We start from the raw sequence: 25,053 nt of genomic DNA on the forward strand, positions 1-25,053 counted from the left end.
TGTCTTTCACGGTTTTTCGGGCTTCACAGCGGCGGTTGCGGCTGTAAACTCCGCGACAAAGCGTGGCGTCGGCCAACCCTGAACGAGGTAAAAATCCATGCGTGTCCTGCTCGTCGAAGACCATTTGCAACTGGCCGAAAGCGTCGCTCAGGCGCTCAAGAGCACCGGTCTGACGGTGGATGTGTTGCACGATGGCGTAGCTGCCGACCTGGCGTTGGGCAGCGAGGAATACGCCGTAGCGATCCTCGACGTAGGCCTGCCGCGCATGGACGGTTTCGAGGTGCTGGCGCGGCTGCGTGCACGCGGCAAAAACCTGCCGGTGTTGATGCTGACCGCGCGCAGCGACGTCAAGGATCGCGTGCATGGTCTCAATCTCGGTGCTGACGACTACTTGGCCAAGCCGTTCGAACTGACGGAACTGGAAGCGCGGGTCAAAGCCTTGCTACGCCGCAGTGTGCTGGGCGGCGAGCGTCAGCAGCGCTGTGGTGTGCTGGCTTACGACCTCGATACGCGGCGCTTCACCCTCGGCGACGAACTGCTGACCCTGACCTCGCGCGAGCAAGCCGTTCTCGAAGCGTTGATCGCGCGGCCGGGGCGAGTGATGAGCAAGGAGCAACTGGCCGCGCAGGTGTTCGGCCTCGACGAAGAAGCCAGCCCCGACGCCATCGAAATCTACGTGCACCGCTTGCGCAAGAAGCTCGATGGCCAGTCCGTGGCCATCGTCACCTTCCGTGGCCTCGGCTATCTGCTGGAAAGCCGCGATGCATAAGCCCAGCAGCCTGCGCTGGCGGTTGCTGTGGAACCTTGGATGGTTGCTGGTGGTGCTGATGCTCGCCAGCGGCTTGAGCGCTTACTGGAACGGTCGCGAAGCCGCCGACACCGCGTATGACCGCACGCTGCTGGCCTCGGCACGCACCATCGCTGCCGGGTTGTCGCAGCGTGATGGCAGCCTCAGCGCCGATGTGCCTTACGTGGCGCTGGACACCTTCGCCTACGACAGCGCCGGGCGCATCTATTACCAGGTCAACGACATTCACCAGAAGCTGATTTCCGGCTACGAAAATCTTCCCGGGCCACCGCCCGGCACGCCGCGTACCGACAGCTATCCGGCGCTCGCGCGCTTTTACAACGCGAAGTACAACGGCCAGAACGTGCGTGTGGTCAGTCTGCTCAAGGCCGTAAGCGAGCCGAACATGAACGGCATGGCGGAGATCCGCGTGGCTGAAACCGACGAAGCGCGGGTCAGCATGGCGCGCAGTCTGGCGGCCGATACGTTGCTGCGCCTGGGCATGCTGGCCGTGGGCGCATTGTTGCTGGTGTGGTTCGCGGTGAGTGCGGCGTTGCGCCCGCTGGAGCGGTTAAGAACCGCCGTTGAGGAACGCCAGCCCGACGACTTGCGGCCACTGCCGTTGGTGGAAGTGCAGCATGAACTGGGACCCTTGGTCCGCGCGCTCAATCATTTCACCGAAAGGCTACGCGGCCAGTTCGAGCGGCAGGCGCAGTTCATCGCCGATGCCGCTCACGAGTTGCGCACGCCGCTGGCGGCACTCAAGGCACGCCTGGAATTGGGCCTGCGCTCAAACGAACCGGAAACCTGGCGCACCACCCTTGAGTCATCCGCACAAAGCACCGATCGCCTGACCCATCTGGCCAATCAGCTGCTGTCGCTGGCCCGGGTCGAAAACGGTGCGCGGGCGATTGCCGAGGGCGGCGCGCAGTTGCTCGATCTGAGTCAATTGGCCCGAGAGCTGGGCATGGCCATGGCGCCTTTGGCGCACAAACGGGGTGTGGCGTTGGCGCTGGAGGCGGATGAACCGGTGTGGCTGCGTGGTGAACCGACCTTGCTCAACGAACTGTTGAGCAATCTGGTCGACAACGCGCTGGCGCATACGCCACCAGGCGGCAATGTGATTTTGCGGGTGACGGCGCCGGCGGTGCTTGAGGTTGAGGACGACGGGCCCGGGATCCCGCTGCATGAGCGCGATCGGGTGTTCGAGCGGTTTTACCGGCGTAATCAGCAGGTCGCCGGCTCAGGTCTGGGCTTGGCGATTGTCGGCGAGATCTGTCGCGCGCATCTGGCGCAGATCACCTTGCATGATGGCGAGCAGGCAGGGTTGAAGGTGCGGGTCAGCTTTATTGCCGGGTAATACTTTTGTGACCAGGGGTTTTTGTGGCGAGGGGATTTATCCCCGCTCGGCTGCGCAGCAGTCGCGGTTCGGATCGCAGAGTCTAGGGTCGCTTCGCAACCCAACGGGGATAAATCCCCTCACCGCAGGTCAGTAGAACATCGACCGCGATTCTTCCAGATCCGCGCAGAACTGCTTGTTCTCCGGATCAATCCCCAGCTTCCTGAACGCCGGCACGCTAAACGGGTCAATCCGCGCAAACGGATGATCGGTGTCCTTGCGGCAATACAAATTGGCCACTTGCACGACATCGACGTAATCGATGCGCGTCGAGTCGCGGCTGAAGTCTTGATACAGCAACGGCAAATGCACCAGGCGCTCGGGAAACTCCCAGACCCGCAGCAATTTCTCGCCCAGCAATGGGTGAATCTGCTCGATCACATGGGTCAGGCTGACCGCATCGGAGAGCAGTTCATTGTGGTCTTCGGCGTAAGTCAGAATCGGCAGCACGCCAATCTGATGCACCAGCCCGCCGAGTGCCGCCTGATCGGGTTTGAGCTGAGTGTGACGACGACACAGGGCATAGCTGACGCCAGCGATTTCCAGACTGCTGCGCCAGACTTCGCGCATCTTCTGTTCGACCACCTCGGAGCGGGCATTGAAGATCTGCTCCATCACCAGACCGATAGCCAGGTTGCTGCTGTAGTTGATGCCCAAACGGGTGATGGCGGTGTGCAGGTCGGTGACTTCCTGCGCAGCGCGCAGCAGGGGACTGTTGACCACTTTGATCAGGCGCGCCGACAGCGCGGTGTCGCGGCCGATGACTTTGCTCAGATCGCTGACGCTGATTTCCGGATCCTCGGCGGCCTTGCGAATCTGCAGGGCCACTTCCGGCAACGTTGGCAGAACCAGGTCATCGTTATCGATGGCCGCAACCAAATCCTGTTGGACCTTTTCCGCCAGTTCGCTCATTTGGACTCTCTAGGGTGTTGCAACAATGCTGCGATCAACGCTGGATTTCGCGGTCGCGATCCAGTTCGTAAGGCAGGTCGAGCACGTGCAACGCGGGGCCTTCGAGGGCGCCCAGACGCAAATCACCGGCTTCGGCAGCTTCGGCCTGCAACACGGCCAGGAGTTCAATGTTTCCCTCGGCATTGGCCGCCAGCACCACTTCGCCGATCGAGCTGTTGTGGCTGGGGGCGAACAACTGAGTGCCGGGCTCCGGCAACTCGGCCGCGTCCAGGCGCAGGCGGTACAGGCGCCGCTTGAGCTTGCCCAGGTACTGCATGCGCGCGACGATTTCCTGGCCGGTGTAGCAGCCTTTCTTGAAACTCACGCCGCCGACCGCCTGCAAATTGAGCATCTGCGGGATAAACAGCTCGCGAGTGGAAGGCATGACCTGGCCGATACCGGCGCGGATCTGGCCCAGCAGCCATTGATTCAGTTCGGCCTCAGGCAGGGTGGTCGACAGTTGGCTTTGCACGCTTTGCGCCTGAGCGGCAGGCACCCAGAGTTCGGCGCGCTCGGGCGAAACGCGAATTGCGATCAGGCCTTCATGGCGCACAACGCTGTCGGTTTCGGCGGGCAATGCCAGACCGAGGCTGGTCAGGGCTGCATCGCCATGTGCCAGACCGAAGCGCACCCAGGCGGCGCTTTCATCGGTCAGTTTCGATTTGGAGAACACCGCGTACTTTTTCAGGTCGGCCAGTTGCGGCTCGAGCAGCTCGCTGGCCATCGCCATCACCACGCCGTCACCTTCAAGCAGAATACGGAAGCTCGACTGCATCCGGCCTTTCTGTGTGCAGCGGGCGCCGAGGCTGGCGCGGGTGTCGCTCAGGTAATTGATGTTGCAGGTCAACTGGCCTTGCAGGAATTTTCCGGCGTCCGCACCGCGAACCGCGAGTACGCCTTCATGAGACAGGGTGCAGAAAAAAGCAGAATCGGCCATGGGTCATCGCAGGGTAAATAGACTGGGGCACATCATAAGGGGGCAGGGTTGAAATGGGTAGTTGATAAAGGATCAGGGGTCCCCGACCAAAGCCGACTGTGCGGCCCGCGCCGGGGCTGTATACTGCCCGGCAAATTCGAGGAGGGCTCTATGGTCGAACAAGTTGAACTGAATCGCCTCTTTTGGCACAGCCGTCGCGGCATGCTTGAGCTTGACGTGCTGCTGGTGCCGTTCGTGCAGGAGGTTTACGCGACGTTGAATCAAGTGGATCGCGATCTGTACGTGCGTTTGCTGACCTGTGAGGATCAGGACATGTTCGGCTGGTTCATGGAGCGCAGCGAGTCGGAAGATCCGGAGCTGCAACGCATGGTCCGGATGATTCTGGATCGTGTCCAGCCCAAGTAATACGTTCGAATGCCGCTGGCATGCCTCACGGCAGTTGCTGGCGGCGTATCTGTTGGCCCAGGCGTCCGCCATGGGTTCTTTATTCCTGCTGTCGATTCCGCTCTGGGCCAGCCTGCTCGGCGCTTGCGCCTGTGCGCTGCACGGTTTTTGGGTGCTGCCACGGCAGATTCTGCTGAACCACCCGCAAGCATTTTGCGGCTTGCGGCGCGATGGCGATGGCTGGCAGGTCTGGAATCAAGCTGATGGCTGGCAAGCGGTGCAACTGCGCCCGGACAGTCTGGCGCTGCCATTGATTGTGGTGTTGCGCTTTCGCCTGCGCGGAGAGTGGCGGGTCAGGTCGATCTGCGTACCACGTGACTCGCAGGCGGCGGATCTGCACCGACGCCTGCGAGTGCGGCTCAAGTTCAGCCGGCGTAGGTGGGCGGCACCAGAATAGTGTCGAGCGCTTCGGGCAGCATATCCGGATAGTCGAGGGTGTAGTGCAGCCCGCGACTTTCCTTGCGTTCCATGGCTGAGCTGATCATCAATTCGGCAACCTGTGCCAGGTTGCGCAACTCGATCAGGTCGCGGCTGACTTTATAGTTGCTGTAAAACTCATCGATCTCATCCAGCAGCAGACGCACCCGGTGCTGCGCCCGTTGCAGGCGCTTGTTGGTGCGCACGATGCCGACGTAGTCCCACATGAATCGGCGCAACTCGTCCCAGTTGTGCGCGATGATCACGTCTTCATCCGAGTCGGTGACCTGGCTGGCGTCCCAAGCGGGCAGGGCGTTTGGCGCCGCGACCTCATCAAGTTGCGCGAGAATGTCCGCCGCTGCCGAACGGGCATAAACGAAGCATTCCAGGAGTGAGTTGCTGGCCATGCGATTGGCGCCGTGCAGGCCGGTGAAGCTGGTTTCGCCGATGGCGTAGAGACCAGGCACGTCGGTGCGACCGTGCTGATCGACCATCACTCCGCCACAGGTGTAGTGCGCGGCGGGAACCACCGGGATCGGTTGTTTGGTGATGTCGATGCCGAAGCCCAGGCAGCGTTCATAAACAGTCGGGAAGTGAGTTTTTACGAACGATTCAGGCTTGTGGCTGATGTCGAGATATACGCAGTCGACACCCAGGCGCTTCATCTCATGGTCGATGGCCCGCGCGACGATGTCACGAGGCGCCAGCTCGGCGCGTTTGTCGAAGCGATACATGAAGCGCTCGCCGTTGGGCAGCTTCAAATGCGCGCCCTCGCCACGCAGGGCCTCGGTGATGAGGAAGCTTTTGGCTTGCGGGTGATACAGACAGGTCGGATGGAACTGGTTGAATTCCAGGTTCGCCACCCGGCAACCGGAGCGCCAGGCCATGGCGATGCCGTCACCGCAGGCGCCGTCGGGGTTGCTGGTATAAAGGTAGACCTTGGCTGCGCCGCCCGAGGCCAGAATCACGAAACGTGCGCCGTAGGTGTCGACTTCGCCCGTGGCGCGGTTCAGCACGTAAGCGCCCAGGCAACGATCGCCTTCCATGCCCAAGCGGCGTTCGGTGATCAGATCGACGGCGACGCGCTGTTCCAGCAATTCGATGTTTTCACGCTCTTTGGCCTGGGCCAGCAAGGTTTTGAAGATCGCGGCACCGGTGGCGTCTGCAGCATGGATGATGCGCCGATGACTGTGGCCGCCTTCGCGGGTCAGGTGAAATTCGAAACCACCATCTTCAGTGCCGGACTGTTCGTCGCGGGTGAACGGCACACCCTGGTCAATCAGCCATTGGATGGCTTCGCGGCTGTGCTCGACGGTGAAACGCACCGCGTCTTCGTGACACAAGCCGCCGCCCGCATTGAGGGTGTCGTCGACGTGGGATTCGACAGTGTCGGTATCGTCGAGCACCGCGGCCACGCCGCCTTGGGCCCAGAAGGTCGAACCGTTGGCGAGATCGCCTTTGCTCAATACGGCAATGCGCAGATGACCGGGCAAGGTCAAAGCGAGAGTCAAACCGGCAGCACCGCTGCCAATCACCAGAACATCGTGTTGGAACTGTTGGCTCATTTCAGGATTCCGCTCAAAGCGACCCGGGTCGGGGTTGGCGCAAGACAGCTGGATCGGCGAGTCAAGACAGCCACACAGCCCACTAGTATATAGAGGGGTTGGGCGGCACAATAGCCAGGCCCAGATGGCATTGTGAGACTACTGCGCGGTAAAAAGCGCTGTGCTTCGTCGGAAGTTTTTTTGCCGGTTTGGGAAAAAGACACCTGTATCGGCGCTGAAACAGACTTTTCCGAGCAGGGTTGCGCAATGTCAGGTGGGTGCGGCTATAAATAATTGGAACTTTTGCCAAAGGCCCAAGATCAATAGACGGTGCCAGAAACCAGGGACAGTGTCGGCTTCAGTGCGGAATCTGCGTTTGGATTCCTGCCGGCGAAACCGATAACAAGATTATTCGCGCAGCCGGTTTATCCCGCGCTGCGTTTTTCGTGCGTGCCAAATCAGAGCTCGCAGGAAACTTGCTTGGAGGGGGAGAACTTTTGCGAAAAGCCCGAGTCTATGTTTGCAAGTCTGGTCGTTTAGTAATGCAAGTCTCCTCCGGGCTTATCGAGGAGTGTTCATGCTAACCCAGGAAGAGGATCAGCAGCTGGTCGAACGCGTACAGCGTGGCGACAAGCGAGCTTTCGATCTGCTGGTGCTGAAATATCAGCACAAAATTCTCGGGTTGATCGTGCGTTTTGTGCACGACACCCATGAAGCCCAGGACGTTGCTCAGGAAGCCTTTATCAAGGCGTATCGGGCACTTGGAAATTTCCGCGGTGACAGTGCGTTTTATACGTGGCTGTACCGTATTGCCATTAACACGGCAAAGAACTACCTGGTTTCCCGCGGCCGTCGGCCGCCGGATAGCGATGTAAGTTCAGAGGATGCAGAGTTCTACGATGGCGATCATGGCCTCAAGGATCTCGAATCACCAGAACGTGCATTGCTGCGGGATGAGATCGAAGGCACCGTCCATCGGACCATCCAGCAACTGCCAGAGGATTTGCGTACCGCTTTAACTTTACGTGAATTCGATGGTCTGAGTTACGAGGACATTGCGAGCGTCATGCAGTGTCCGGTGGGTACCGTGCGCTCCCGGATTTTCCGCGCTCGGGAGGCCATCGACAAAGCCCTGCAACCGTTGTTGCAGGAAAACTGAGACAGCGGCGACAGCCAAGAGAGGAACGCCATGAGTCGTGAAGCCCTGCAGGAATCGCTGTCCGCAGTGATGGATAACGAAGCGGACGAACTGGAATTGCGTCGAGTGCTTAGCGCACTGGATGATGTTGATACCCGTGAGACCTGGGCTCGTTACCAGATCGCTCGGGCAGCCATGCACAAGGATCTGCTGCTTCCGCGTCTGGATATCGCTGCGGCAGTATCCGCTGCGCTGGAAGACGAAACGGCTCCGGCCAAAGTATCCCGCAGCCCATGGCGTAACCTGGGTCGCCTCGCTGTTGCCGCTTCGGTAACCGTGGCCGTTCTGGCCGGTGTTCGCCTGTACAACCAGGACGAAATCGCTGGTGTTGAACTGGCCCAGCAGTCGAACCAGCCTACTCTGGCCACTCCACAGGTCAAAGGTCCGGCAGTTCTGGCTGGTTACAGCGAAAGCTCGGAAGCGACTGGGCCTATGGCTAACGGCGTTCTGCAAGGTCAGCCAGGCTGGCATGATCAGCGTCTGCCAGGCTATCTGCGTCAGCACGCTCAGCAGGCTGCACTCAAAGGAACTGAAAGCGCGCTGCCATACGCACGTGCCGCAAGTCTGGAAAACCGTTAAGGAGGATCATGCGCGCCATCCCTCTACTTTCGCTTCTGCTCAGCGGCTGGTTCATCGTTCCAGCCCACGCTGACGAGGCCCAGGACTGGTTGACCCGTCTGGGCCAGGCCGAGCAGCAGCAAAGCTTTCACGGTACTTTCGTTTATGAGCGCAACGGCAGTTTTTCCACGCACAACATCTGGCATCGTGTCCAGAATGGCCAGGTCCGCGAGCGGTTATTGCAGCTCGACGGTTCGGCTCAGGAAGTCGTGCGCATTGATGGACGTACTCAATGCGTCAGCGGCACCCTGATTGCGGGATTGGGTGACGCGCCCAACGCTGCCGCCCGTGCGCTGGACCCCAAAAAGCTGAAGAATTGGTATGACCTTGCCGTCATTGGCAAGTCGCGCGTGGCCGGCCGTGACGCAGTGATCGTGTCGCTGACCCCTCGTGATCAGCACCGATACGGTTTCGAGCTGCATCTGGACAAGAAAACCGGCCTGCCGCTCAAGTCGTTGCTGTTGAACGACAAGGGACAGCTGCTCGAACGTTTCCAGTTCACCAGCCTCGACACGGATGAAATCCCGTCGGACAAGGACTTGTTGGCAGACGCCGATTGCAAGCCGATCAACATCGCAAGCGACAAGGCTTCTGCAGCGAAAACCGTGCAGGAGTGGCGTTCGGACTGGCTGCCGCCAGGCTTCGAGCTGACCAGCAGCAGTTCGCACAAGGATGCGCAGACCAAGACCCAGGTCAGCAGCTTGATGTATGACGATGGCTTGGCGCGTTTCTCGGTGTTCCTTGAGCCATTGAACGGTGCCACCGTCACCGACACCCGCACTCAGTTGGGTCCGACCGTCGCGGTATCCCGTCGTTTGACTACACCGCAAGGTGAAATGATGGTTACGGTGGTTGGCGAAATCCCGATTGGCACCGCCGAACGAATCGCTCTATCGATGCGTAACAACGATGGCGCTGCGACCAGCAAGCAGTGAGCTGATTTCAGTCATTTCCACCTCGTCGTCGAGACGTCGAAATGTTTGCTGAGCATTTTCATTTGCAAAACCCCTGAAAATTTTTTATAGGTCAGAGCCTCACGGCTCTGGCCTTGTTTGTTGTTCCCGGAACAAAAATACCGGTCTGTGGTTTCCGGTGTTCCTTTGCTCCATATCGCTTAACCCTGCTCGTCGTAACGGGAGCTGTATGTCGATACCTAGTTTGAAGTCTTATCTTTCCATCTTCGCCACCGTGCTGTTGCTCGGTCAGGCGGTCCCTGCTGCGCAAGCGGCCGATCTGCCTGATTTCACCCAGTTGGTCGAACAAGCGTCGCCAGCGGTAGTGAATATCAGTACCACGCAGAAACTGCCGGACCGTCGCGTGAATCAGCAGATGCCGGATCTGGAAGGTCTGCCACCGATGCTGCGCGAATTCTTCGAGCGCGGCATGCCGCCTCAGCAGCGCTCGCCGCGTGGCGACGGGCGTCAGCGTGAAGCGCAATCGCTGGGTTCGGGGTTCATCATTTCGCCGGATGGCTACATCCTCACCAACAACCACGTGATCGCCGATGCTGACGAAATCCTCGTCCGTCTGGCTGACCGCAGTGAGATGAAAGCCAAGCTGGTCGGCACCGATCCACGTTCCGACGTGGCGTTGCTGAAAATCGAAGGCAAGGATCTGCCGGTGCTCAAGCTCGGCAAATCCCAGGATCTGAAGGCTGGCCAGTGGGTCGTCGCGATCGGTTCGCCATTCGGCTTTGACCACACCGTGACCCAAGGCATCGTCAGCGCTGTCGGCCGCAGCCTGCCGAACGAAAACTATGTGCCGTTCATTCAGACCGACGTGCCGATCAACCCGGGCAACTCCGGTGGCCCGCTGTTCAACCTGAACGGTGAAGTGGTCGGCATCAACTCGCAGATCTACACCCGCTCCGGTGGCTTCATGGGCGTGTCGTTTGCCATTCCGATCGACGTGGCGATGGACGTTTCCAATCAGCTCAAAAGCGGTGGCAAAGTCAGCCGCGGCTGGCTGGGCGTGGTCATTCAGGAAGTGAACAAGGATCTGGCCGAGTCGTTCGGTCTGGACAAGCCAGCTGGCGCGCTCGTTGCACAGATCCAGGATGACGGCCCTGCGGCCAAGGGCGGCCTGCAAGTTGGCGACGTGATCCTGAGCATGAACGGTCAGCCGATCGTCATGTCCGCCGATCTGCCGCATCTGGTCGGCGCGCTGAAGGCTGGCGCAAAAGCCAATCTGGAAGTGATTCGTGAAGGCAAGCGCAAGAATGTCGAGTTGACTGTCGGCGCGATTCCGGACGAAGACAAAGAGCTGGACGCACTGCCGAAATCCGGCGCGGAAAGCAGCAGCAACCGCTTGGGTGTTGCGGTCGGCGAATTGACCGCCGAGCAGAAGAAAGCCTACGACCTCAAAGGTGGTGTGGTGATCAAGGAAGTGCAGGACGGTCCTGCGGCCCTGATCGGTCTGCAACCGGGTGACGTGATCACTCACCTGAACAACCAGGCCATCGGCTCGGCCAAGGAGTTCACCGACATCGCCAAGGCGTTGCCGAAGAACCGTTCGGTGTCGATGCGTGTGCTGCGTCAGGGCCGTGCCAGCTTCATCACCTTCAAACTGGCTGAATAAGCCTGCAACAAGGTAAAAAAGAAACCGCCTCGAAAGAGGCGGTTTTTTTGTGTCTGAAGTTTTTGTCTTGTCTGGAAAGACTCAGCCCATCATGTCCTTGACCATACGCTCCTGTTCCATCAGCTCACGCTGGCGGGCATCGATGCGCGAGGACAGCGGGAAGTTGTTGCCAGCCTTGCGCTTGGCGAAGTCCAACTGCTGAATGGCCTGGCGGTAATCGCCGACCAGCGCAAAATACTCGGCTCGCGCCTGGTGCAGGCCGATGATGTTGCCCGACAAGCCACGGGTTTCAGCAACCTGATACCAGACGTCCGGATCATCCGGGCGGGACTTGAGCAGGCTGTCCAGCGCCTTCTCGGCATCGGCGGCGCGATTCTGTTTCAACAGCAGATCGACACGCACCTGATTCAGCGGATAGTTGCCCGGGAACTGCGTGAGCATGCGGTCGACCCGTGACTGCGCATCGGGCAGGCGATTGTTGGTGATGTCCAGATCGACCTGAGCGAGGTTGTAGATGATCTCGTTTGGCGACTTGGCCAACAATTGCTTGAGGTTCTCTCGCGCTTCGTTGAGCTGGCCGCCCTTGATCTGGGCGATGGCGAGGCCGTAACGTGCCACATCGTTTTTCGAGTTCTCATCGAGCAGGGCGCGGAAACGCTTGGCGCCCAGTCCCGGGGTTTCTTCGTAGATCAACTGCACCCGCGCGCGGATCAACTGGTAGCGCATGCTGTCTTCGATGCCGCCCGGTTTCGCCTGCTCGGCGCGGTTGCGGGTATCGGCGATACGCGATTCGGTGACCGGGTGAGTCAGGAGGAATTCCGGCGGTTTGGCGTCAAAGCGGTACTGGCGCATCAGGCGTTCGAACATGGTCGGCATCGAGCGCGGATCGTAACCGGCCTTTTCCAGGTTGAGGATGCCGATGCGATCTGCCTCCTGTTCGTTTTGTCGCGAGAAGCGCCGTTGTTCCTGCAACGCCGCAGCCTGGGTGCCAGCGATGGTGGCGATGCCGGCATCACCGCCGCCGGCCGCCGCAATGACAATGCCGGCCAGCAACGCGGCCATCATCGGCACCTGCATTCTTTGTGAAGCTTCCACCCCGCGAGCAAAGTGGCGTTGCGACAAGTGCGCCAATTCGTGAGCGAGCACCGAGGCGTATTCACCTTCGGTCTGGGCGTTGAGGAACAGGCCGCCGTTGACCCCGACCACGCCGCCCGGCGCTGCAAAGGCGTTGAGTTGCGGGCTGTTGATCAGGATGAATTCCAGACGTCGGTCGGAAACCTGACTGGTCTCGACCAGCTTGTACACGCTGGATTCGACGTAGTCCTTGAGCTGCGGATCGTTGAGCTGGGAAACCTGACTGCGCAGCATGGCCAGCCATGCGCGGCCGAGCTGGTATTCCTGTTGCGGCGAGACAATGGCAGAGCTGGCGTCGCCGAGTGACGGCAGATCGTCGGCAAAGCCTGGTGAGGCGAGCAGGCAAGCGAGCGTCAGCAGGGTAGGGCGCAGAAAAGTCATGCACAAAGCCTTGGAGGACAAAGACCTTACTGTAGCCGGACACCGAAGCCGCGACCAGATATTCTAGGCAGCTCGACAACGAACCGGAGTGACGCAATGACTGACGCTGTAGCCCATGACGTGGAACTGGACGCCAGTGGCCTGAACTGTCCGTTGCCGTTGCTCAAGGCAAAAATGGAACTCAACAAACTGCACAGCGGCGCTGTGCTCAAGGTGATCGCTACCGATGCCGGCTCGCAACGCGACTTCCGTACCTTTGCCAAACTGGCCGGTCATGCGCTGTTGCGCGAAGAAGACGAGGCTGGCGTCTACCGTTACTGGTTGAAAAAAGCCTGACGCGAGCGCGTTAACGATCGAAGGGATTATTGATGTTCAAAGTGTTACGCGACTGGATTCAGCGCTACTTCTCCGATGAAGAAGCCGTGGTGCTGGCGGTGCTGCTGGTTCTCGCCTTCACCGCCGTGCTCACCCTCGGCGGCATGCTTGCGCCGGTCTTGGCGGGCATGGTGCTGGCGTATCTGATGCAGGGCCTGGTGGTGACGCTCGAGCGGCTGCGCGTGCCGGGCGGCGTGGCGGTGGGGCTGGTGTTTGCGCTGTTCATGGGCGCGCTGATGCTGTTCATCGTCGTGGTCCTGCCGCTGCTATGGCATCAATTGATCACGCTGTTCAACGAGTTGCCGGGCATGCTCGCCAAGTGGCAATCGCTGCTGCTTCTATTGCCCGAGCGCTATCCGCATCTGGTGTCCGACGAGCAAGTCTTGCAAGCCATCGAGGCGGCGCGGGGCGAGATTGGCAAGTTCGGTCAGTGGGCACTGACTTTCTCGTTGTCGAGTTTGCCGCTGCTGGTGAACATCATGATCTACCTTGTGCTGGTGCCGATTCTGGTGTTCTTTTTCCTCAAGGATCGGGCGATGATCGGTGAGTGGGTGCGCGGCTATCTGCCTCGCGAGCGCGCCCTGATCACCCGTGTCGCCCAGGAAATGAACCGGCAGATCGCCAATTACATTCGGGGCAAAGGTATCGAGATCGTGATTTGCGGCGGCGTGACCTACATCGCCTTCATCGCGCTGGGCCTGAACTACGCGGCGTTGTTGGCGTTGCTGGTAGGTTTGTCGGTGGTGGTGCCGTATGTCGGTGCGGTAGTGGTGACCGTGCCGGTGCTGCTGATTGCGCTGTTCCAGTGGGGCTGGAGCGATCAGTTCATCTACCTGATGGCGGTCTACGGAATCATTCAGACGCTGGACGGCAACGTGCTGGTGCCGCTGTTGTTCTCGGAAGCAGTGAATCTGCATCCGGTGGCAATCATCTGCGCGGTGCTGTTGTTTGGCGGGTTGTGGGGATTCTGGGGTGTGTTCTTTGCGATCCCGCTGGCGACGCTGTTCAAGGCTGTGCTCGATGCGTGGCCGCGCAAGGAGCCGGTGGTGGCGCCGTTGCTTTAAATCGGGGTGAGGCTTTTGGCCTCATCGCTGGCAAGCCAGCTCCCACAGGTTTTGTATGTGCTGAACCCTGTGGGAGCTGGCTTGCCAGCGATGGCGTCGGTGACGACGCAGCAAAAGCATCAGGCTTTATTCAGAGCCTCAGCCGCCGCCAGCACGGCATCAACATGCCCCGGCACCTTCACACCACGCCATTCCTGACGCAGCACACCGTCCTTATCAATCAGGAAAGTGCTGCGATCAACGCCCAGGTATTCCTTGCCATACAGCTTTTTCAGCTTGATCACGTCGAACAGCTGGCAAACCGCCTCGTCCTTATCGCTGATCAGCTCGAACGGGAATTCCTGTTTGCCTTTGAAGTTTTCGTGCGACTTCAAGCTGTCGCGGGAAATGCCGAAGACTTCGGTGTTGGCAGCCTTGAATGCCGCATATTGATCGCGAAAGCCCTGGCCTTGAGTGGTGCAGCCCGGGGTGCTGTCCTTTGGGTAGAAGTAGATCACCACTTGCTTGCCCTTGAGTTCGGACAGGCTGACGGTCTGCCCACTGGTCGCAGGCGCGGTGAAATCCGCAACCGGTTGGTCGATGACAACGGCCATGAAAGCTTCCTTACATTGGGTTTTGTGGGCGCCAAGGCTCGATCAGGGCATCCAGGTTCATCGCGTCGGCGAAATCGAGGAACTGATCGCGCAGCCAACTGATCTGCGTGTTGGCCGGCAGGGTCACGGTGAACGTGGCGTTGAGCATGGTGCCGCCGGTCTGGGGAGCCTGGTAAGTGTCGCAGGTGAGGTTTTCCAGTTCGACGTTATGGTCCATGAAGAACTGGCACAGCTCATTGATAATGTCCGGGCGATACGCCGAGCTGACGTAAGCCACGTAAGGCAGCGCTTGCGGACGATTTTCCAGAGCAGCGCTGCGCACCACGTTGACGGTGAAAGCGTGACGCTTGGCCAGCAATGGCAGGCTGCCTTCGAGGCGCGCGAGGGCGTCCCAGCTACCGGAAACTTCCAGCACCAGAGCGCTGCACTCGCCGTGGCGGGTCAGGCGAGAGGTGACGACAGCGCAGCGGTTTTCATGGCTGGCGCGGCACAGGACGTTGGTCAGCTCCATGGGGTTGGCGCCGAGGGCACTGATGACAAGGAATTGTTCGCGAACTGTGGGGGTGGACATGCAGCATTCCTAAAGCGATGAGCGGTCGGTAGGTTGACGGGCATTGGTGGCCGGGCGTGCCTGTTCTGGCGGTCCGTATAAAGAGCCCCGGCCAGCGTTCGCGGCTCGCTCCTCTGTGCGGGAGCGCGTCGATGCGACGCAGGAACGGGGCCTGGGAGGCCGAAAGGGGAAGCTGAAACCCGGCGTACAAGCTGATCTGTACCGATCAAAGTCTGAAGGGTAGCGAAAAGCGGCGCCAAGGGGAATGGCAGCGGCGCAGTACTTCGCTTGTGCAAGCATCTTGGCGCCAGTACCATTACCGCTCTCTTTTTCCGGCAGGAGCGGTTTCATGATTGCGGGCAGTATGGTGGCACTGGTCACTCCCATGGATGCACAAGGGCGTCTTGACTGGGACAGCCTCAGCAAACTCGTGGACTTCCACCTCAAGAACGGCACCCATGCCATCGTCGCCGTCGGTACTACCGGCGAGTCGGCCACCCTTGATGTAGAAGAGCACATCGCCGTCATCAAAGCCGTGGTCAAACAGGTTGCCGGGCGCATTCCGGTCATCGCCGGCACCGGCGCCAATTCGACCCGCGAAGCCGTCGAGCTGACCCGCAACGCCAAAGCCGCCGGCGCCGATGCCTGCCTGCTGGTGGTTCCTTATTACAACAAGCCGACCCAGGAAGGCCTGTACCAGCACTTCAAGCACATCGCTGAAGCGGTCGACATTCCGCAGATTCTCTACAACGTTCCCGGCCGCACCTCCTGCGACATGCAGGCCGAGACGGTGATTCGCCTGTCCACCGTGCCGAACATCATCGGCATCAAGGAAGCCACCGGCGACCTCAAGCGCGCCAAAGCGATCATCGATGGCGTGAGCAAGGATTTCATCGTGCTGTCCGGCGATGATCCGACTGCTGTCGAGCTGATCCTGCTGGGCGGCAAAGGCAACATCTCGGTCACCGCCAACGTCGCCCCGCGCGAAATGGCTGACCTGTGCGAGGCCGCGCTGAAGGGCGACGCCGATACCGCACGCGCAATCAACGAAAAACTGATGCCGCTGCACAAGGACCTGTTCATCGAAGCCAACCCGATTCCGGTGAAGTGGGCTTTGGTCGAAATGGGCCTGATGCACGAAGGCATCCGCCTGCCACTGACCTGGCTGAGCACCCCTTGTCATGAAACGCTGCGCTCGGCCCTGCGCCAGTGCAACGTCCTGGTTTAATTGAGGAAGTACAACGCATGAAGCGAATGGCCGGACTTTCCGCACTTGCCTTGATTATCTCCAGCACCAGTGGCTGCGGATGGGTCTGGGGGCCGGAAGGTTATTTCCGCGACCGTGGAAGCGATTACCTGCAAGCGCAACAGACTGCACCGATGCAATTGCCACCGGATGTGAGCACTGCCAAGCGTCTCGATCCGCTGTTGCCGATCCCGCGCAATGTGGCCGATGACACCGCGACGGGCGAATACGTCGTGCCGCGTCCTCAGCCGCTGTCGGCGGTTGCCGATGCCACGGATTACTCGCTGCAGAAGAGCGGTGATACGCGTTGGGTCGTGGCCCAGCACCCACCGGCCGAAGTCTGGCCAGTGGCGCTGCAGTTCTTCCAGGACAACGGTTTCCGTCTGGATGAACAACGTCCGCAGACCGGCGAGTTCACCACTACCTGGCAGCACTCCGACGAGCTGTCCGCTTCGATGGCCAAGCGCCTGAGTGCGGCCGGTATCGCCAGCGACAGCGAAACCCGTGTGCGCGTACGTATCGAGCCGGGCGTGCAGCGCAACACCAGTGAAATCTACGTAGTCAGCGCCGAGCGTCCTGCCGGCAGCACGGCCGACGTGGCCTTCACCAACCGTTCGGTCAACACTGGCCTGGACGCTGCGCTGGTCGACGACATGCTCGCGAGCATGAGTCGCACCTCCGAGAAGGGCGGCTCGGTGTCGATGCTGGCCTCGCGTGATTTCGACGCGCCGAGCCGTGTCAGCCTGAACGAAGACGGCAGCGGCAACCCGGTGTTGAACGTCGGTACCGATCTGGACCGCGCCTGGTCGAGCGTCGGCCGTGCGCTGGAACAGGGCGAATGGCGCGTTGAAGACATCAACCGCAGCCTGGGCCTTTACTACATCAACCTGGCCGAAAAAGCCGAGAAGAAAGACGACAAGCCTGGCTTCTTCAGCAGCCTGTTCGGCAGTGCGCCGAGCAAGGAAGAAGTCGAAGCCCGCGCCGAGCGTTATCAGGTTCGCCTGAGCAAGGTGGGCGAGAACATCCAGGTCACCGTCGAAAAGAACATCAACACCGTCGCGCCGGCCGATGTCGCGCGTAAAGTGTTGAGCGTGATTCAGGACAACCTGGGCTGATCCGATATGCGTTTTGCCGTTCTCGGCAGCGGTAGCCAAGGGAACGGCACGCTGATCGCCAGTGCTGATACGTACGTGCTGGTGGATTGTGGTTTTTCCCTGCGGGAAACCGAAAGACGTCTGTTGCGCCTGGGTGTGCACCCGGCGCAACTGAGCGCGATACTCGTGACCCACGAACATGCCGACCACGTGCATGGCGTGGGTTTGCTGTCTCGGCGCTACAATCTGCCGGTCTACCTCAGTCGCGGCACACTGCGCGGGATGCGCAAACCGCTGGAACCGGCAGGCTTTCTCGCCGGCGGCGAGCAACTGCAGATCGGCGCACTGAACGTCGGGGTCATTGCCGTGGCCCATGACGCGCAGGAGCCGACCCAGTACGTCTTCAGCGATCAGGAACAGCGGCGCTTCGGCCTGCTGACCGACCTGGGATCGTTCTGCGAGCGGGTGCTGGATGGCTATCGGGACCTCGATGCATTGATGATCGAGTCCAACCATTGCCGCGACATGCTGGCCCGTGGTCACTACCCGTACTTTCTCAAGCAGCGGGTGGGCGGCGAACGCGGACATCTGAACAACCATCAGGCGGCATTCCTGGTGGCCGAGTTGGGCTGGCAGGGCTTGCAACACCTGGTCCTGGCCCATCTGAGCAGCAAGAACAACCTGCCGCAGCTGGCCCGGCAATGTTTTGTCGACACTCTCGGGTGCGACCCGGACTGGCTGCAACTGGCCGATCAAGATTCAGGGCTCGACTGGCGCCACATCGCCTAGCCCACCTACTTAGCAAGCGGAGCCCATCATGGAAAAACGTGAAGAACTCTACCGCGGCAAAGCCAAATCGGTTTACAAGACCGACGACGCTGACCGCTTGATCCTGCTGTTTCGCAACGACACTTCGGCGTTCGACGGCAAGCGCATCGAACAGCTCGATCGCAAAGGTATGGTGAACAACAAGTTCAACGCCTTCATCATGCAGAAACTCGAAGCTGCCGGCGTGCCGACCCAATTCGACAAACTGCTGGGCGACAACGAGTGCCTGGTGAAGAAGCTCGACATGATCCCGGTGGAATGCGTCGTGCGTAACTACGCCGCCGGCAGCCTGGTCAAGCGTCTCGGCGTCGAAGAGGGCATGAAGCTCAACCCGTACACCTTCGAACTGTTCTTGAAGGACGACGCCAAGGGCGACCCGTTCATCAACGAATCCCACGTTGTGGCATTCGGTTGGGGCACCGCCGAGCAACTGGCGCGCATGAAGGAACTGTCGCTCAAGGTTAACGAAGTCCTGAGCAAACTGTTCGACGACGCCGGCCTGCTGCTGGTCGACTTCAAGCTTGAATTCGGCGTGTTCAGCGACGGCTCCATCGTCCTCGGCGACGAGTTCAGCCCGGACGGCTGCCGTCTGTGGGACAAGGACACCAAGAAGAAGATGGACAAGGACCGCTTCCGCCAAGGCCTCGGTGACGTCATCGAAGCCTACGAAGAAGTCGCCGCTCGTCTGGGCGTACCGCTTTAATCGACGCAAGCATCTGATAGCACGGAAAAAATTTCGTTTGGGGGGTTCGCAACCGACGAAAGTGTTGTTATGATGCGCGCCGTTGGAGAGATGCCAGAGTGGCCGAATGGGACGGATTCGAAATCCGTTGTACCTTCACCGGTACCTAGGGTTCGAATCCCTATCTCTCCGCCATTATTGAACAAGACGAAGCCCCCGTAATCATTGCTGATTACGGGGGCTTTTTCGTTTCTGGCGTTTTGTTCGCAATGCTTTTCGGGTACAACCTGCCGACTGCATAAAAGGAACAGCTCGATGAGTGAAGTTCAGCCGTTGGCGGGTGATGATGACGTTAGGCCGCAGAGCGTGAGTCTGCGCGAGGCGTTCTGGTTCTGGTTGAAGCTGGGCTTTATCAGTTTCGGCGGGCCGGCCGGGCAGATTTCGATCATGCACCAGGAGTTGGTCGAGCGCCGGCGCTGGATTTCCGAGCGTCGTTTTCTGCATGCCTTGAACTATTGCATGTTGCTGCCCGGGCCGGAGGCGCAGCAGCTGGCGACCTACATTGGCTGGCTGATGCATCGAAGCTGGGGCGGGATTGTGGCCGGGGCGTTGTTTGTGCTGCCTTCGCTGTTCATCCTGATTTTCCTGTCGTGGCTTTATATCGCCTTCGGTGAAGTGCCGGTGGTGGCCGGGCTGTTTTACGGGATCAAGCCTGCGGTGACGGCCATCGTCGTGCAGGCGGCCCATCGGATCGGTTCGCGGGCGCTGAAGAACAACTGGCTGTGGGCGATTGCTGCGGCGTCGTTTACGGCGATCTTTGCGTTCAATGTGCCGTTTCCGCTGATCGTGCTGGGCGCGGCGGTGATTGGCTATTTCGGCGGTCGAATGGCGCCGGAGAAATTCAGGGCCGGTGGGCAGAGCGCGGCGAAGAAGTCTTTCGGCGCGGCGTTGATCGATGACGACACGCCAACCCCGGCCCATGCCCGTTTCAGCTGGAAGAAACTGACCTTGATCGCCGTGATCGGTGCCGCGCTGTGGGCATTGCCGATGGGTGTATTGACCGCGCTATTCGGCTGGCAGGGCACGTTGACGCAAATGAGCTGGTTCTTCACCAAGGCAGCGCTGCTCACCTTCGGTGGAGCTTATGCGGTGCTGCCCTATGTCTATCAAGGTGCGGTCGGTCACTACGGCTGGCTGACCCCGACCCAGATGATCGACGGCCTGGCGCTGGGCGAAACCACACCGGGGCCGCTGATCATGGTGGTGGCGTTTGTCGGTTTTGTCGGGGCTTATGTGTCGCAGGTGTTCGGCGCCGATCAGGTGTTCCTCGCCGGAGCGGTCGCCGCCGCGCTGGTGACGTGGTTTACCTTTCTGCCCTCATTCCTGTTCATCCTCGCCGGCGGCCCGCTGGTGGAGTCTACGCATGACGAACTCAAATTCACCGCGCCGCTGACCGCCATCACCGCCGCGGTGGTAGGGGTGATTCTCAACCTGGCGTGTTTCTTCGGCTACCACGTGCTCTGGCCGCCGGGTTTCAGCGGCAGCCTGGACTGGCCGTCGGCGTTGATTGCGCTTGCGGCGGCCATTGCGCTGTTTCGCTTCAAACGCGGAGTGATTCAGGTGTTGCTGGGCTGTGCGTTGGTTGGGTTGGTGGTGCATTTGCTGCGTTAGTGGTCGCGGCGCCGGAAATCGAATCGCGCGCTGGAGGCCTGAAGAACTCAGTCACCTGGAGATCATTGGCTCGATCATCGTCATGCTCAACAAGGGCGCCGACATGCGCTCCAACATCGCAGCTGAAGCACGGGCGAAGATCGTCTATGAGCGCTTGATGAGGCGCGCGCCTGACATCAGGCGGCGCGCCCCGGTTGATCACTGGGAAATGTTCGTGACTTGCAAAGATTTGCGCTCGATCGCTACGGGCTGCAAATGCCCCAAACGGTCGAGGTGATAGCGCTGCAGATCCCGCGCCAGAATCAGTTGGCCGTGATACAGCGCTGCCGCTTCGTTGCGCACATCCTCGATCGACGGGCTCACCGCCGGATTGGCCTGATAGCGCGCGCTGAAATGCGTCAACACCAGATTGCGCACCCCGGCTGATTCGGCAAATCCAGCGACAGCGGCGGCGCTGCTGTGGCCGTAACTGGCACGAGCGCGGTCGATTGCTGCCTGCACGAATGTCGCTTCATGCACGAGCACATCCGCCGATTGCGCCACTTCGGCCAGCAGTGCCGGCCGATCGTTATCGCCGCAGACAATGATGCGTCGATCAGGTCGTGAACTCAGCAGATAGTCGCGAGCGTGCAGCATCCGCCCGTCAACCTCCACGTCCTGACCATGGGCCAACTGACCCCAGAGCGGGCCGCGTTCGATACCCTCGGCATCCAGGCGCTGCACGTCCAGACGCGGTTCCGGGTCGGACTCGGTGAACACATAACCATGACACGGCACACGGTGCGACAACTCGACGGTCTGCACCTGAACGTTGACGCTGCGCCACTCTGTAAGCGTTTCCACAGCATGCAGGTTGATCTCGAACGGCAGATACGATTGCGTCACCTCCAGACTCATTTTCAGCCAGGGATGCAGCGCTGTCGGCAGGATAATGTCCAGTGGTCGCGTGCGTCCGGACATGCCGGTGCTAGCCAGCAGGCCCGGCAAGCCCAGGCAGTGATCGGCATGCACATGAGTGATGAAAATCGCCCGCAACTCGCTCAGCGACAGCGGCGTGCGCAGCACCTGATGCTGGGTGCCTTCACCACAATCGATCAGGTACCAGCCCTTGCCGGCAGACGCGATCAGTGCCGTCGCGCTGACGTTGCGCTGGCGGGTCGGCACGCCGGCAGACGTGCCCAGAAACAACAAATCCACGGTGGTTCTCCCTGGCGGATCGGATTTCAGATATTGCGTGCAGTTCTCGGTGAGCTTTCGACAATCAGCGAGGCGATTCGGATCCATCGATGGACTGCGACAATTCATCGGACACCCGCGCTGTCGGCTTCTGGCCTTGGCACTTCGCTCGCTGATGATGGTCACAGCGAAACGGAGTCACTTAGCGGAGGTCAACTTGCCAAGAAAATCCAGGCCGATCGTCGACCGCGCCGATGCGGCGACCCTTTCGCAAGAACGCAAAGATGTGTTTTTCGCGGCGGTGCAGGTCAGCCGCATGGCCATGATTGTCACCGATCCAGCGCAGCCCGACGATCCCATCATTTTTGCCAACAATGCGTTTCTTGAACTCAGCGGCTACGAGCTGGAAGAAGTGCTCGGGCGCAACTGCAGGTTTCTGCAAGGCGAGCAGACTGATCGCGCGGTGTTGCAACGGGTCAAGCAAGCGCTGAAACATCACCACGAAACCTGCGTGGAGGTGCTCAACTATCGCAAGGACGGCTCGTCGTTCTGGAACGAGCTGTTCATCGCGCCGCTATTCAACGAGCGCGGACAACTGGTGTATTTCTTCGCTTCGCAAATGGACGTCAGCCGCCGCCGTGACGCCGAGGACGGTTTGCGATACAGCGAAAACATGGAAGCACTCGGGCAGTTGACCGGAGGCATTGCCCACGATTTCAACAATCTGTTGCAAGTGATGATCGGCTACATCGAGCTGATCCAGCACACCGCCAAGCGGCCGAGCATCGATCCGCAACGCATCGTGGTCGGCGCCGGCCACGCTCGCGCGGCGGCGGAAAAAGCACGTTTGCTGACCCAGCATCTGCTGGCATTCTCCCGCCGACAACGGCTCGAAGGCCGGGTGATCAATCTCAATGCCTTACTTGAGCGCTCTACGCTGCCGACGCATGAATCCGCCGATCTGGAACCGCGATTCGAACTGGCCGAGGACTTGTGGAACTGCCGGCTCGACCCGGCGCAGGCGGAGATGGCGCTGAACCATTTGCTCTCCAACGCCTGCGATGCGCTGGTTGACCAGCAGCAACCTGCGATCACCGTGCAGACCCGCAACGTCGATGTACCGGACTCGACGGATCCTCACCAAGGCGGACTGGCGGCGGGGCGTTACGTCTGCATCGCGGTTGCCGATAACGGCGTGGGCATTGCCGCTGACGATCTCGACAAAGTGATGGAGCCGTTTTTCACCACCAAAGAGGAAGGCAACGGTGCCGGCCTCGGTTTGTCGATGGTTTACGGCTTCGTCAAGCAATCCGGCGGTGTGGTCAAAATCGAATCGACGCCGGGACTCGGCACCACGGTGCGCCTGTTCTTCCCGGCGGATGACAGTCAGCTATCGGCATCTGGCTCCGCTGAAGCCGCAGAAAATCTCAAGGGCACGGAGCGCATCCTGATCGTCGAGGATCGCGCCGAAGTCGCTGAACTGGCGCGCTTTGTATTGTCCGAACAGGGTTACCACACCGACCTCGCTGCAGATGCGAGCGAGGCACTGGCCGTGCTGCAGAGTAGCGAATACGACCTGGTATTCACCGATTTGGTCATGCCGGGCGAGATGAACGGGCTGGCACTGGCGCGGGAAATCAGCCAGCGCTATTCGGCCATGAAGATCCTGCTGACGACCGGGTACTGCGCGGACGAGTCGACGCCCAATGAGCTGGCTGACAATGAGTTCGAATTGATCGCCAAGCCCTACGCGCCGGTGGACCTTTTGCGCAAGCTGCGCTTGATGCTCGGCTGAAAAAACGAACTGACGGCGCACGTTCGGCGTCCATCCTAAAGACTGCATTGAACAACCAGTGAGGGACCCGATCCCTGAGGAGATGTTGGCAGTGAGCGATGACTTGATGATCAATAACGGGCCGATCGACTGAGCGTCGACGAGGACGGTTCATGCAGGAGCAATCTTTGGTGGTGATTAGCGGCGCCAGTGCTGGCGTAGGGCGCGCGGTGGCCCATCGGTTTGCCGCTGGCGGCTACCGCATCGGACTGTTGGCGCGTGATCCGGCGGGCCTGGCCGCCACGCAAGAGGAACTGCAAGCGTATGGCGTTCAGGTTGAAACAGTCAGCGTCGATGTCGCCGATGCGCTCGCCGTGCAAGAGGCCGCGCAGCAACTGGAAGCCACGCTCGGGCCGCTGGCGGTGTGGGTCAATGCAGCGATGGTCACGGTGCTCTCGCCGATAGAACAATTGTCCGCCGCCGAGATCGAGCGCGTCACTCAGGTGACCTATCTCGGCACGGTTCATGGCACGTTGGCAGCGCTGTCGTTGATGCGTCCGCGTAACAAAGGATTGATCATTCAGGCCGGCTCGGCGCTGGCCTATCGGGCCATTCCGTTGCAGGCCGCTTACTGCGGGGCAAAATTTGCCGTGCGCGGTTTTACCGATTCGTTGCGCTGTGAGTTGCTGCATGAGCGCAGCCATATTCGCGTGTGCATGGTGCAATTGCCCGCGATCAATACCCCGCAGTTCGACTGGGCGCGCAACAAATTGCCCAAGCGTCCCCAACCGGTGCCACCGATTCACGACCCCGACGTAGCGGCACGGGCGATTTTCAGTGTGGTAAAGCATCCTCCGCGAGAGTTGTGGCTGGGGTGGTCGACGATCAAAGCTATTATTGGGCAGTCGGTCATGCCCGGTCTGCTCGACCGTTTGATGGCGCGAAGTGCATGGTCCGGTCAGCAGACCAATGAGCCTGAAGACAACGAGCACCCGGACAACCTGTTCGAAGCGCAGTCGGATCGGCATCAGATTCGCGGCCGCTTCGTCGGCCGTTCCAGGGACGCGGCGCTGGCCTTGACCTCGACACAAGTGCTGGCGATATCGGCAGTGATTGCCATATTGGTCGGCGTGGTTCTGTTACAGCTCTGATGCTTTCCTGGTTCGCTCCACTGTCGACGCATCTCTGCGCCCGCTGCTAGAGGCGCTGGGGTGCATGGAAGCAACAAATGCAGCACATGCACCTTTGATGAATGTGGTTTCGCTTAAATCTCCTTGATCGGCGTCTCGCCTTGAACGGCTTTGATCAGATTGATCACGTGCAGGCAATCAGCCTTGTTCACATACGATTCGCCACTGGCCACCGTCTCGTGGTTGCGCGCACGCAGACGCCAGCGCCACTGGCCTTTGCCAGTGCTGGGGGTGCCTCGGGTTTGTCGGTAGATTTCGAAATACATGGGGTTCGCTCCCTGCGATAGAAAGGCGCGCCAACCTGTGTGGCGCATCGACGCAAGCCTAGCGCAGCGGGTTTTTTTGGCTATCGCGGATTTGTTTCCAATCGTTCGCGGATGTTTCTGAAAGACGCTGGCCAGAGCGCCGCGACTGCCCGGCGAA

The 25,053-nt window shown here is 60.2% G+C and carries 25 protein-coding genes, 1 tRNA gene and 1 pseudogene; 19 read left to right on the top strand and 8 right to left on the bottom strand.

Annotation, left to right across the window (positions count from 1 at the left end):
• Nucleotides 1-97: 97 nt before the first annotated feature.
• Both NF676_RS07175 and NF676_RS07180 read left to right on the top strand, forming a co-directional pair.
• Entirely contained in the window at nucleotides 98-769 is a 672-nt protein-coding gene (locus NF676_RS07175) for a response regulator (protein ID WP_252885513.1), read from the top strand.
• On the top strand, nucleotides 762-2,147 hold the full coding sequence (locus tag NF676_RS07180) for a sensor histidine kinase (RefSeq protein WP_039760888.1): 1,386 nt from the start codon (nucleotides 762-764) through the stop codon (nucleotides 2,145-2,147). The genes NF676_RS07175 and NF676_RS07180 overlap by 8 nt, the downstream gene beginning before the upstream one ends.
• A gap of 129 nt (nucleotides 2,148-2,276) precedes the next feature.
• Here NF676_RS07180 and NF676_RS07185 read toward each other — a convergent pair whose 3' ends face one another.
• A complete protein-coding gene (locus NF676_RS07185; protein ID WP_016770675.1) occupies nucleotides 2,277-3,098 on the bottom strand; it encodes an HDOD domain-containing protein in 822 nt (273 codons plus the stop codon).
• Between the two features lie 34 nt (nucleotides 3,099-3,132).
• A complete protein-coding gene (gene ygfZ / locus NF676_RS07190; RefSeq protein WP_252887447.1) occupies nucleotides 3,133-4,074 on the bottom strand; it encodes a CAF17-like 4Fe-4S cluster assembly/insertion protein YgfZ in 942 nt (313 codons plus the stop codon).
• A gap of 150 nt (nucleotides 4,075-4,224) precedes the next feature.
• On the opposite strand from ygfZ, the gene NF676_RS07195 reads away from it, so the two are divergent.
• Both NF676_RS07195 and NF676_RS07200 read left to right on the top strand, forming a co-directional pair.
• Nucleotides 4,225-4,479, top strand: coding sequence for an FAD assembly factor SdhE (locus tag NF676_RS07195; RefSeq protein WP_007911418.1), 255 nt, complete (start codon nucleotides 4,225-4,227; stop codon nucleotides 4,477-4,479).
• On the top strand, nucleotides 4,463-4,915 hold the full coding sequence (locus NF676_RS07200) for a protein YgfX (protein WP_252887448.1): 453 nt from the start codon (nucleotides 4,463-4,465) through the stop codon (nucleotides 4,913-4,915). The genes NF676_RS07195 and NF676_RS07200 overlap by 17 nt, the downstream gene beginning before the upstream one ends.
• Here NF676_RS07200 and nadB read toward each other — a convergent pair.
• Nucleotides 4,884-6,500 carry an L-aspartate oxidase gene (nadB, locus tag NF676_RS07205; RefSeq protein WP_150742396.1) on the bottom strand — a complete coding sequence of 539 codons (1,617 nt, stop codon included), beginning with the start codon at nucleotides 6,498-6,500 and terminating at the stop codon, nucleotides 4,884-4,886. The genes NF676_RS07200 and nadB overlap by 32 nt on opposite strands.
• 556 nt (nucleotides 6,501-7,056) lie before the next feature.
• Here nadB and rpoE point away from each other — a divergent pair.
• The 4 genes from rpoE (at nucleotide 7,057) to NF676_RS07225 (ending at nucleotide 10,872) form a co-directional block, all read left to right on the top strand.
• The gene (gene rpoE, locus NF676_RS07210) at nucleotides 7,057-7,638 is read left to right on the top strand and encodes an RNA polymerase sigma factor RpoE/AlgU (protein WP_003172477.1); all 582 of its coding nucleotides are present in this window, start codon (nucleotides 7,057-7,059) and stop codon (nucleotides 7,636-7,638) included.
• 30 nt (nucleotides 7,639-7,668) lie between these two features.
• The gene (locus NF676_RS07215) at nucleotides 7,669-8,256 is read left to right on the top strand and encodes a sigma-E factor negative regulatory protein (RefSeq protein WP_008077804.1); all 588 of its coding nucleotides are present in this window, start codon (nucleotides 7,669-7,671) and stop codon (nucleotides 8,254-8,256) included.
• 8 nt (nucleotides 8,257-8,264) lie between these two features.
• Nucleotides 8,265-9,230 (top strand): MucB/RseB C-terminal domain-containing protein, encoded by a 966-nt coding sequence (locus NF676_RS07220; RefSeq protein ID WP_252887449.1) that lies wholly within the window; start codon nucleotides 8,265-8,267, stop codon nucleotides 9,228-9,230.
• 208 nt (nucleotides 9,231-9,438) lie between these two features.
• On the top strand, nucleotides 9,439-10,872 hold the full coding sequence (locus tag NF676_RS07225; RefSeq protein ID WP_150742398.1) for a DegQ family serine endoprotease: 1,434 nt from the start codon (nucleotides 9,439-9,441) through the stop codon (nucleotides 10,870-10,872).
• An 81-nt stretch (nucleotides 10,873-10,953) separates the two neighbouring features.
• Here NF676_RS07225 and NF676_RS07230 read toward each other — a convergent pair whose 3' ends face one another.
• Entirely contained in the window at nucleotides 10,954-12,387 is a 1,434-nt protein-coding gene (locus NF676_RS07230) for a M48 family metalloprotease (RefSeq protein WP_252887450.1), read from the bottom strand.
• Nucleotides 12,388-12,483: 96 nt separating this feature from the next.
• Here NF676_RS07230 and NF676_RS07235 point away from each other — a divergent pair, with 96 nt between their 5' ends.
• Complete coding sequence (locus NF676_RS07235; RefSeq protein WP_041478863.1) at nucleotides 12,484-12,723, top strand: sulfurtransferase TusA family protein; 240 nt, start codon at nucleotides 12,484-12,486, stop codon at nucleotides 12,721-12,723.
• A gap of 32 nt (nucleotides 12,724-12,755) precedes the next feature.
• A complete protein-coding gene (locus NF676_RS07240) occupies nucleotides 12,756-13,826 on the top strand; it encodes an AI-2E family transporter (RefSeq protein ID WP_041478862.1) in 1,071 nt (356 codons plus the stop codon).
• A gap of 119 nt (nucleotides 13,827-13,945) precedes the next feature.
• Here NF676_RS07240 and NF676_RS07245 read toward each other — a convergent pair whose 3' ends face one another.
• Nucleotides 13,946-14,419 carry a peroxiredoxin gene (locus NF676_RS07245; protein ID WP_041478861.1) on the bottom strand — a complete coding sequence of 158 codons (474 nt, stop codon included), beginning with the start codon at nucleotides 14,417-14,419 and terminating at the stop codon, nucleotides 13,946-13,948.
• A 10-nt stretch (nucleotides 14,420-14,429) separates the two neighbouring features.
• Nucleotides 14,430-14,990: a glycine cleavage system transcriptional repressor gene (locus NF676_RS07250; protein ID WP_024012001.1), complete on the bottom strand. Its 561-nt coding sequence runs from the start codon at nucleotides 14,988-14,990 to the stop codon at nucleotides 14,430-14,432.
• A 328-nt stretch (nucleotides 14,991-15,318) separates the two neighbouring features.
• On the opposite strand from NF676_RS07250, the gene dapA reads away from it, so the two are divergent.
• From dapA to NF676_RS07285, 7 genes and pseudogenes are all read left to right on the top strand, one after another.
• Complete coding sequence (gene dapA, locus NF676_RS07255; protein ID WP_016771265.1) at nucleotides 15,319-16,197, top strand: 4-hydroxy-tetrahydrodipicolinate synthase; 879 nt, start codon at nucleotides 15,319-15,321, stop codon at nucleotides 16,195-16,197.
• Between the two features lie 17 nt (nucleotides 16,198-16,214).
• Nucleotides 16,215-17,330, top strand: a complete 1,116-nt coding sequence (bamC, locus tag NF676_RS07260) for an NlpB/DapX family lipoprotein (protein ID WP_076566403.1) — start codon at nucleotides 16,215-16,217, stop codon at nucleotides 17,328-17,330.
• A gap of 6 nt (nucleotides 17,331-17,336) precedes the next feature.
• Nucleotides 17,337-18,098 (top strand): MBL fold metallo-hydrolase, encoded by a 762-nt coding sequence (locus tag NF676_RS07265; protein WP_024012002.1) that lies wholly within the window; start codon nucleotides 17,337-17,339, stop codon nucleotides 18,096-18,098.
• A 28-nt stretch (nucleotides 18,099-18,126) separates the two neighbouring features.
• Nucleotides 18,127-18,840, top strand: a complete 714-nt coding sequence (gene purC, locus NF676_RS07270) for a phosphoribosylaminoimidazolesuccinocarboxamide synthase (protein ID WP_016771262.1) — start codon at nucleotides 18,127-18,129, stop codon at nucleotides 18,838-18,840.
• An 84-nt stretch (nucleotides 18,841-18,924) separates the two neighbouring features.
• Nucleotides 18,925-19,014: transfer RNA gene (locus tag NF676_RS07275), tRNA-Ser, on the top strand.
• Nucleotides 19,015-19,134: 120 nt separating this feature from the next.
• On the top strand, nucleotides 19,135-20,490 hold the full coding sequence (chrA, locus tag NF676_RS07280) for a chromate efflux transporter (RefSeq protein ID WP_252887451.1): 1,356 nt from the start codon (nucleotides 19,135-19,137) through the stop codon (nucleotides 20,488-20,490).
• Nucleotides 20,491-20,530: 40 nt separating this feature from the next.
• Nucleotides 20,531-20,665 (top strand): annotated as a pseudogene (locus tag NF676_RS07285) (hypothetical protein); the annotation flags it as partial.
• A 23-nt stretch (nucleotides 20,666-20,688) separates the two neighbouring features.
• On the opposite strand, the gene NF676_RS07290 reads toward NF676_RS07285, so the two are convergent.
• Nucleotides 20,689-21,687 (bottom strand): ribonuclease Z, encoded by a 999-nt coding sequence (locus NF676_RS07290; RefSeq protein ID WP_252887452.1) that lies wholly within the window; start codon nucleotides 21,685-21,687, stop codon nucleotides 20,689-20,691.
• A gap of 196 nt (nucleotides 21,688-21,883) precedes the next feature.
• On the opposite strand from NF676_RS07290, the gene NF676_RS07295 reads away from it, so the two are divergent.
• Nucleotides 21,884-23,461: a histidine kinase famiy protein gene (locus NF676_RS07295; RefSeq protein WP_252887453.1), complete on the top strand. Its 1,578-nt coding sequence runs from the start codon at nucleotides 21,884-21,886 to the stop codon at nucleotides 23,459-23,461.
• 152 nt (nucleotides 23,462-23,613) lie between these two features.
• Complete coding sequence (locus NF676_RS07300; protein ID WP_252887454.1) at nucleotides 23,614-24,591, top strand: SDR family oxidoreductase; 978 nt, start codon at nucleotides 23,614-23,616, stop codon at nucleotides 24,589-24,591.
• Nucleotides 24,592-24,704: 113 nt separating this feature from the next.
• Here NF676_RS07300 and NF676_RS07305 read toward each other — a convergent pair whose 3' ends face one another.
• Complete coding sequence (locus NF676_RS07305; protein ID WP_016771242.1) at nucleotides 24,705-24,896, bottom strand: YegP family protein; 192 nt, start codon at nucleotides 24,894-24,896, stop codon at nucleotides 24,705-24,707.
• Nucleotides 24,897-25,053 lie beyond the last annotated feature (157 nt).

It is taken from the genome of Pseudomonas siliginis, assembly GCF_024072275.1.
GTDB lineage: Bacteria > Pseudomonadota > Gammaproteobacteria > Pseudomonadales > Pseudomonadaceae > Aquipseudomonas > Aquipseudomonas siliginis.